The following is an 8,629-nucleotide window of genomic DNA, read 5'->3' on the forward strand; positions in this document are numbered from 1 at the left end:
CACAAAAATAGTTGCCTGATGAGGAAAAACAGGATATACTATAAAAAGTGTAACCTGTGATACAGGTGCGTCAGATTGGAGGAAGATATGAAGGATTTATTGAAAAGAACAACCATCGCAGCCCTGGCCGGAGTGCTGGCAGCAGGGATGTTTACAGGCTGCGGTGAGAAAAAAGTAGATGGAACAAAGACAGTTGCTACTGTAGATGGTACAGATGTGCCGATGGGTGTATTTAGTCTTTTTGCAAGAGAGCAGCAGGCACAGACCATTGCTATGTATCAGCAGTTTATGGGTGGCAGTGCTTCCAATATCTGGAGCGGTGTGGCAGATAAGGATACAGGAGAGACTTATGGAGAGAGCGCTGTAAAGAGTGCCCTGAAGCAGGTAGAGCTTCTGTACGTAATGAAAGAGAAGGCTGCAGATTACGATGTGGAGATCACAGAGGATGAGCAGAAGGCCATTGAGGACGCAGCGGCTGCCTTTATGAAGGATAATGATGAGGATACGATCAAGGAGCTTTCTGTTACAGAGGATCAGGTGAAGACTTTGCTTGAACTTGAGACTTATCAGAAGAAGATGCAGGATCCTATCAAGAAGGAAGGCAATATTGAGGTTTCAGAGGATGATGCACAGCAGTCAGCTTTTACCTATGTTAATATTTCCCTGTCCGGAGATGATCTGACAGATGATGATATTGCTAAGAGAAAAGAGCAGGCTCAGGAGATCCTTGATAAGGTGAAAGAGGATCCGACAGCAGATATGAAAGAGATCGCTAAGGGCGTAGATGACAGCTATACCGCATTAAATGGCACATTTACTACCAAAGAATCTGATGATGAGGATTTCCAGTCTACTGCATATCCGGATGAAGTGCTCACTGCACTTCGTACCCTGAAAGAGGGCGAAGTTTATGACTCTCTTGTAGAGACAGATACAGCTGCTTATATCCTTAGACTGGATTCTGAGAAGGATGAGGATGCTACCGCTTCCAAGGTTAAATCCGTAACCACTACAAAAGAGAATAAATATTATTCTGAAACTACCGAGAAGTGGCTGGATGATGCGAAGGTCACAGAGGATGAGAAGGTTCTTAAGACTCTTACATTCTCAGATAATCATACTTTCACCATCAAAGCTACCACATCAGATGCAGCAGGTGACAGTACAGAAGAGACTTCAGAGGAGGCCGAGGTAACACCTACAGAAGAGGCAGCAGATGAGGCCGAGGTAACACCTACAGAAGAAGCAGCAGATGAGGCCGAGGTAACACCTACAGAAGAAGCTGCAGAGGAGGCCGAGGTGACACCTACAGAAGAGGCAGCAGAGGAGACTGAGGTAACACCTACAGAGGAAGCTGCAGACGATACAGAAGAATAATAGACATATCAGACCAAATAAAAATGGGTACGTGGCACAGATCAGTGCTGCGTACCCATTTTTTATATGCTCGACTTGAATTTCAAATCAGCTGGAAGTGTTTCATTGCATTCCAGATCCCATTGTCTGTAATATCTGTGGTGCGGTAAGTACAGAAAGGAAAGATCTCAGGCATGGAGTTGCCCATGGCAATGCTAGTGCCTGCATATTTTAACATAGCCAGGTCATTGGTACTGTCACCAAAAGCAAAGCTGTCTTCCAGGGACATGCCAAGATGATCCAACAGGAACTGGATGCCGGTAGCTTTCGTATACCTGGCGAGAGTAACTTCCCATACATCATTCCCATGATCAAAACAGATCATGTTATTTTCCCTGGCATATTTTTCAAAGCCTGCCCGGTCAGAGTCTGGCCCAATGGATACCAGATATTTGTCAAAGGTATAAGTGGCAGCCTTTTCTCCTGTGTATTCAGCTATGTTCTCTGTAGGTGCCATTTTCTGGATCATAGGGAAAACTGGATGATGATGCGGTTCACCATCATATAAAATTGCATCACACCGTTCAAAATAAGTGGGAATATGGAACAGGCGAAGCTTTTCCACAATATCCACGCACTGGTCATGGGGGATGGTTTGTGAGAAAATCAGCTGGTCATTCATGTAAATCTGAGTACCGCAGCCACATACATAACCGTCAAAGCCCAGGGTCAGCAGATCTTTAGGGATGATCACACGGGTGCGGCCGGTATTGATAAAGCACAGATGGCCATTCTTTCTGGCCTGGGTAATGGCCTGGACAGTGCTTTCGGGAACGGTACAGGGTGGTGCTGTGACAAGAGTGCCGTCAATATCAAAAAACAGGATCTTTCTATTCATCGTCTACCTCATTATCCGGATATTCTGTGTCTTCGGAAAGATTGCCCATATGTACACAGATGCCATTGACTTCGATCTCGCCTTCCATAGGGATCACCAGACATTTTCGACCGTCAATTACTTTGGTTTCAATTAATTCTGCACGCTCAGGATCGATCTTTACCACTACATCCGGTGTTTTAACTTCAAATTTGCGGGGGTTGGCAATATTGGAGGCCATCAGGGAAGGCGCATCTCCTGCCACAAGTTCATACTGCTGGTCAAAGGTATCCAGCTTTTCTTCTGCCACGCCGCAGTCCTCCAGAAGCCGCTTCACTTCCGGCTTTGTGAGCACTACCGGTTCAGGCTCATCTTTCTGTGCTTCGATCAGTTCATTCAGCTTTTCATGGATACTGATCACAGTGTTGTAGTCACAGTCATCTCCAAGGGTTTCTTCTACAAGCATGTTAAAGGAATCCCGCTGCCCACCGGCAGACATGGGAGCTGTGCAGCCCAGAACCTGATCAATAAACAGATCATGAAGTGCTTCTGCATTTTTGGAATAGTATAAAAGTCCGTGAATGTCTGTGCTCCGGTCATTAAATACAGGGAAAAGAAAACCGGATTCCGGCATTTCTACGATCCAGTCACGGATACGGTCTTCAATAAGATTTGTCTCTGCATTATAACAAAGTCCTGCCTTAGACAGCTTAACCGGGCAGATGCTGCAAAGAAGATGCTCATAGATCTCGTCAGATGCATCAAACATGTCAAGACCGTCAGAAGATTTGCCTGGAATATCATATACTGCATGGACAAGGATAATATAATAATTCTCCGGATAATCGTAATTCTCAATGATCCGGTCATAGAACTGCTGGATCAGTTCATCGTCAGTCAGACGGCTGGCTCTAAGACGCATAAGAAATTCCTGGGTTCCTCCATCTGCTTCCTGATTCGTTGGAAATTCCATGTTCAGCAGGTTTTTGCCAAGGGTACCGGACAGGGTTTTCTTGAAAATCTCAAAATATTTGAACATTTCTTCCTCAGAAAGGGAGAGGAAGGCTTCTTTTAATTCGGTTTTCTTGTTCTTGTCGCCATCCACATAACAGCCGCAGATCCTTGTAATGGAACAATTGGCTGGTGAAAACTGTTTTTTGATCTCGGAAATTTCTTTTTTGTTCATGGTTGATCCTCCTCGTCTGCTCATTATATCGCAAATTCTTTTGACGGGCAAGAAAACAAAAAATCATAGATTTCTTTTGATAAATAAGAAAAACAATGCAGATAGTGGTAATACTGCACAAAAACAAATACTAAAAACTGTTAAAAATAATCAAATACGTTAAGAAATTTATAGATAGACAAAAAAATATTATATTTATTTCCTAAACAAGGATTGCTAAAATATAAAACATCAAGAGCGGTACGAACCGCAATAAAAGGAGGACGTTTTCAATGAAGAGAAAAGTACTTGCCAGCTTACTTTGTGTAGCAATGGGAGTAACAATGATCGGATCAACAGCTGTATTTGCAGAGGACACAGCTGAGGAAACTACAGATGAGGCAGCAACAGAGGAAGATGCTGAGGCTGAGGATGCTGACGCAGAAGAAGCTGCAGATGATACAGCAGAGGCAGCAAGTGATTTTCCTTGAAAAACCGGATATGGAAGGCGTTGACGTTGATAACGCTAAGATCGGTATCAGTATTTACCAGTTCACAGATAACTTCATGACACTGTATCGTACAGAGTTAGTTCGTTACCTTACCGAAGACCTTGGATTCAATCCTGACAACATCGTAGTACAGGATGGTAAGAATGACCAGGCAGAGCAGACAAACCAGATCAACAACTTCATCACAGATCAGGTTGATGTTATGATCCTGAACCTTGTTCAGTCTTCTTCCGCTCCTCAGGTAACAGATATGTGCAACGAAGCAGGTATCCCTGTAGTATATATCAACCGTCAGCCAGATGAGACAGAGTCTGACAGATGGGCTTCTGACGGAATCAAAGCTACATACATCGGTGCAGATGCTAGACAGTCCGGTACATTCCAGGGCGAAGAGATCCTTGAGACAGAGAACAAAGGTGATATCAATGGCGACGGCAAAGTTTCCTATATCATGGTTCAGGGTGATCCAGAGAACATCGATGCTCAGTACAGAACAGAGTACTCCATCAAAGCTCTTACAGATGCTGGTGTAGAAGTTGATGAGCTTCTTCTTCAGAGAGGTGACTGGGATCAGGCTAAAGGACAGCAGATCGTACAGGATGCTCTTACACAGTACGGCGATGATGTAGAAGTTGTATTCTGCAACAACGATGCTATGGCACTTGGTGCTCTTCAGGCTATCCAGGCAGCTGGCAGAACAATTGGTGAGGATATCTACCTTGTAGGTGTTGATGCTCTTACAGATGCTGTTCAGAATATCGTTGATGGCAACTTCACAGGTACAGTATTCAACGATTACTTCGGCCAGGCTCAGGGTGCTGCTAACCTTGCAGTTAAATTCCTCAAAGGTGAGGAAGTTGCTCCTGTAAACATGGTTGACTATGTAAAAGTTACAGCTGACAACGCACAGGAAATTCTTGACAAAATCAAATAATTCAGATCCGCATTGACAGTTGACTGAACATTTCGGGTGTGTCTGAAGGACACACCCGATTTTATGAACAGGATGTGACTATTCAGTGGCTGATATGCCAAAGATACTGAACAGTTACAACAGGGATTATGATTACAATGGCTGTTCGGCCAATATCCAGGAAAGGAGAGAGTGGGATGGCAGAATATAGATTGGAGATGCGCGGTGTAAGCAAAAGCTTCCCGGGTGTCAAAGCGCTGGACAAGATAAATCTTAAGGTTCGGCCGGGAACCGTCCACGCCCTTATGGGAGAGAACGGCGCAGGTAAGTCTACACTGATGAAATGCCTGTTTGGTATCTACCATATGGATGAAGGAGAAGTTTATGTAGACGGTAAGAAGGTCGACATTAACAATCCGGATGAAGCATTACATAACGGACTGGCAATGGTTCATCAGGAGCTGCAGCCTGTTCCGGAGCGGACAATCGCTGAGAATATGTATCTTGGCCGTTTTCCGACTAAGAAAGTGGGACCACTTCAGGTGATCGACCACAAAACAATGAATGAAGAGGCAAAGAAATGGCTTGATAATGTTAAGATGCCTTTTGACCCAAAGAAGAGACTTGGGAATTTATCCATTTCACAGATGCAGTCTGTTGAGATTGCAAAGGCAGTTTCACAGGAAGCAAAATTGATCATTCTTGATGAGCCCACCTCATCTCTGACAGATAATGAGGTAGAAGCTCTTTTCCGTATTGTACGTGATTTACGTGACAGAGGCGTGTCCTTTGTATTTATTTCCCATAAGATGGCAGAGCTTCGTAAGATCTCTGATGACATTACCATCATGCGAGACGGTACTTATGTTGGTACATGGGAAATGAAAAACATCAGCGATGATGATATTGTTAAAAACATGGTAGGCCGTGAGCTTACAAATATTTATCCTCCCCTTGATAACACACCGGGAGATGTACTTCTTGAAGTGGACAATTTTACCAGCATTCACAGCAATTCTTTCAAGAACTGTTCCTTTAAGCTGAGAAAAGGTGAGATCCTTGGATTCGGCGGTCTGGTTGGAGCACAGCGTACAGAGCTGATGGAGGCCATCTTTGGTATCCGCCATACTATTAGCGGCGAAGTAAAGCTGAATGGAAAGCCACTGAATATCAAAAGTCCGAAAGATGCCATCCGCAATGGTATCGGTATGATCACAGAGGACCGTCGTGGAAGTGGTATTCTTGGATGTTTGTCTATTGCAGATAATATTTCTATTGCATCCCTTGACCATTATGTAGAGGGCTGCGTGAAGTTGAACAATGGAAAGATTGAAAAGCTGGTTCAGGATAATATTGGAAAATTAAGTATCAAAACACCAAGCAGCAAGACATTGATCCAGTCTCTGTCAGGTGGTAATCAGCAGAAGGTTATTATTTCCAGATGGCTGGCAAATGACCCATACTGATTATGGATGAGCCTACCCGAGGAATCGATGTAGGAGCAAAATATGAGATCTATCAGATTATGATCAGTCTTGCAAAGCAGGGAAAAGGTATTATTATGATCTCCTCTGAGATGCCTGAGCTGATCGGTGTATCCAACCGTATCATGGTAATGTGTAACGGTAAGATTACCGGAGAGGTTTGCGGTGATGAGGCAACTCAGGAAAACATCATGTATTTCGCAACACAGTTCTAAGCGAAGGAGGATAATAAAATGGATAAGACAAAAAAGTTTGATCTTAAAAAAGTTTTGTTGGATAACGGTATTATCGTACTTCTGATGCTGCTGGTAATCTATGTAAGTATTACAGAGCCAAACTTCAGAAGCTTCAGAAACATTATGAACCTTGCTATCAACGCAGCACCTCGTGTTATCATTGCACTTGGAGTCAGCGCATGTCTGATCACGAAAGGAACAGACCTTTCAGCAGGACGTATGGTTGGTCTTTCTGCCTGCCTTTCCGGTATCATGCTTCAGAAAGCAGATGCACCTGGGCAAGTATGGCCTGATTTCCCACAGCTGAATGTATGGGTAGTTCTTCTGATCTGTATGGCGCTCTGTGCAGTATTTGGTCTGATCAATGGTGTTGTTATTTCTTACTTAAGCGTACCTGCATTCATCGGTACCCTGGGTATGCAGATGATCGTTTATGGTATTGCACAGGTTGTTACAAACAACGTGCCTATCGGTGGATACCGTGCAGATTATACAGCTGTTACACAGGGAAAGATCGGCGGTGTATTCCCGCTTCTGTTCCTGTATCTGATCATTGCAGCAGTGATCTTCTGGTTTGTTTACGACTACACGCGTCATGGTAAATATATGTATGCAATCGGTGGTAATGAGGTTGCAGCTGAGGTTTCCGGTGTTAGTGTCTAGAAGACAAAGATCATCATCTACGTAACAGCAGCTTGTATGTATGCAATCGCAGGATTCCTTCTTGGTGGTAAATCCGGTGGTGCTTCTACTCAGATGGGTAACGGATATGAGCTGGAGGCTATTGCAGCTTGTACTATCGGTGGTGTATCTGTAAACGGTGGTATCGGTAAGATCTCCGGAGTTATCATCGGTGTTGCAGTATTCGAGCTTCTGAAATCTGCTCTGCAGTTCCTGGGACTGAACCCGAACCTGCAGTACATTGCACAGGGTATCGTTATCGTTGTTGCAATCGCTCTGGATATCAGAAAATACATTGTTAAAAAATAATAAGTGTAAGAGCCAAAAAATAGTTGGAAGCTTACGTTTCCCCACTGGATACTCTTGTATTCAGTGGGGATTTTTTATACAATAGAAAGTGTTGGAGATACAGCAGACAAATGATTGGGAAAGTGAATATTTAAGTAAGGTACGCTGCATTTAGTAGAAAAGATGACGGATGGGATGAGAAATTATGGATTTATATAAGATTTTACTGGTAGATGACGAGGTGGATGTGCTTCGTGCCATGAAGAAAAAGATTGATTGGGAGGCTATGGGATTCTGCCTGGCAGGGACTGCGGAAAATGGCCAGGAAGCGCTGGAAATGGCAGAGCAGCTGCACATTGATGTGGTGATGACAGATATCAAAATGCCTTATATGGATGGCCTGACCCTTTGCAGGAAACTGAAAGAGAATTATCGTAATATCAAGGTGGTCATTTATTCTGGATTTGATGATTTTGAGTTTGCCAGGGAGGCTGTGCATCTGGAGGCAGAGGAGTATCTGCTGAAACCTATCAGTGCAAAGGATATGGAAGAGGTTCTGACCAGGATCCGGCAGAAACTGGATGATGAGATCAATGAACACCGGAATATGAACCGGCTATATGAATATTATCAGAAAAGCCTTCCGGCTATGCAGGAACAGCTGGTTATGGGTATCCTGGAAGGTAAAGTCACCGGAGAGCGGGCACAGAATGCTGGAAAGCTACGAGATGGATTTTAAGGCACCTTATTACGTAGTATCCCTGCTTTATGTAGATGCAGGCTCTGGAGAGATGGCAGGGCAGAATCAGCAGCTGCTGAACCTTTCCCTGAAGGATATGTCCAGGGATTATCTGAATGAACGGATGCGTTTTTATAGTATCAGCTATCTGGATGAGTATATTATTATTTTTATGCTGAATGATAAAAGTGAGATGGATAAAGTGATGTATCATCTGGACCAGATCTGCAAGATGGGGGACCGTGTGCTGAAAGTGCCGGTAACTGCAGCAGTGGGTCAGATCTGCGATCATGTGGATTATGTGACCACTTCTTATCAGGAAGCCAGAAGCGCTATGGAATACAGAACCATTATGGGAGGCAACCGGGTACTGTACAT

6 protein-coding genes and 3 pseudogenes are annotated in these 8,629 nt (G+C 43.9%); 7 read left to right on the forward strand and 2 right to left on the reverse strand.

Annotation, left to right across the window (positions count from 1 at the left end):
• Nucleotides 1–87 precede the first annotated feature (87 nt).
• Nucleotides 88–1,377 (forward strand): FKBP-type peptidylprolyl isomerase, encoded by a 1,290-nt coding sequence (locus R1Y93_RS04860; protein WP_500821848.1) that lies wholly within the window; start codon nt 88–90, stop codon nt 1,375–1,377.
• A gap of 82 nt (nt 1,378–1,459) precedes the next feature.
• Here the strand turns inward: R1Y93_RS04860 and R1Y93_RS04865 are convergent, their stop codons facing one another.
• Nucleotides 1,460–2,254 (reverse strand): HAD-IIB family hydrolase, encoded by a 795-nt coding sequence (locus R1Y93_RS04865; RefSeq protein ID WP_500821849.1) that lies wholly within the window; start codon nt 2,252–2,254, stop codon nt 1,460–1,462.
• A complete protein-coding gene (locus R1Y93_RS04870) occupies nt 2,247–3,419 on the reverse strand; it encodes a DUF4317 domain-containing protein (RefSeq protein ID WP_500821851.1) in 1,173 nt (390 codons plus the stop codon). Before R1Y93_RS04870 ends, R1Y93_RS04865 begins: the two co-directional genes overlap by 8 nt.
• Nucleotides 3,420–3,691: 272 nt before the next feature.
• Here R1Y93_RS04870 and R1Y93_RS04875 point away from each other — a divergent pair, with 272 nt between their 5' ends.
• The 6 genes and pseudogenes from R1Y93_RS04875 to R1Y93_RS04900 form a co-directional block, all read left to right on the forward strand.
• Entirely contained in the window at nt 3,692–3,889 is a 198-nt protein-coding gene (locus tag R1Y93_RS04875; RefSeq protein WP_500821852.1) for a hypothetical protein, read from the forward strand.
• Between the two features lie 37 nt (nt 3,890–3,926).
• Nucleotides 3,927–4,844 (forward strand): annotated as a pseudogene (locus tag R1Y93_RS04880) (substrate-binding domain-containing protein); the annotation flags it as partial.
• A gap of 176 nt (nt 4,845–5,020) precedes the next feature.
• Nucleotides 5,021–6,522 (forward strand): annotated as a pseudogene (locus R1Y93_RS04885) (sugar ABC transporter ATP-binding protein).
• 18 nt (nt 6,523–6,540) lie between these two features.
• A pseudogene (locus tag R1Y93_RS04890) lies at nt 6,541–7,533 on the forward strand (galactose/methyl galactoside ABC transporter permease MglC).
• 184 nt (nt 7,534–7,717) lie between these two features.
• Nucleotides 7,718–8,251: a response regulator gene (locus R1Y93_RS04895; protein WP_500821854.1), complete on the forward strand. Its 534-nt coding sequence runs from the start codon at nt 7,718–7,720 to the stop codon at nt 8,249–8,251.
• The coding region (locus R1Y93_RS04900) for a CdaR family protein (RefSeq protein ID WP_500821855.1) at nt 8,223–8,629 on the forward strand (407 nt) is incomplete at its 3' end. The genes R1Y93_RS04895 and R1Y93_RS04900, both read left to right, overlap by 29 nt.

Source organism: Blautia sp. HA3515, from assembly GCF_059933065.1.

Excerpts from the sequence above, each read along its gene's own strand:
- R1Y93_RS04860 (WP_500821848.1), top strand. The coding sequence starts at position 88 with ATGAAGGATTTATTGAAAAGAACAACCATCGCAGCCCTGGCCGGAGTG.
- R1Y93_RS04865 (WP_500821849.1), bottom strand. The coding sequence starts at position 2,254 with ATGAATAGAAAGATCCTGTTTTTTGATATTGACGGCACTCTTGTCACA.
- R1Y93_RS04870 (WP_500821851.1), bottom strand. The coding sequence starts at position 3,419 with ATGAACAAAAAAGAAATTTCCGAGATCAAAAAACAGTTTTCACCAGCC.
- R1Y93_RS04875 (WP_500821852.1), top strand. The coding sequence starts at position 3,692 with ATGAAGAGAAAAGTACTTGCCAGCTTACTTTGTGTAGCAATGGGAGTA.
- R1Y93_RS04895 (WP_500821854.1), top strand. The coding sequence starts at position 7,718 with ATGGATTTATATAAGATTTTACTGGTAGATGACGAGGTGGATGTGCTT.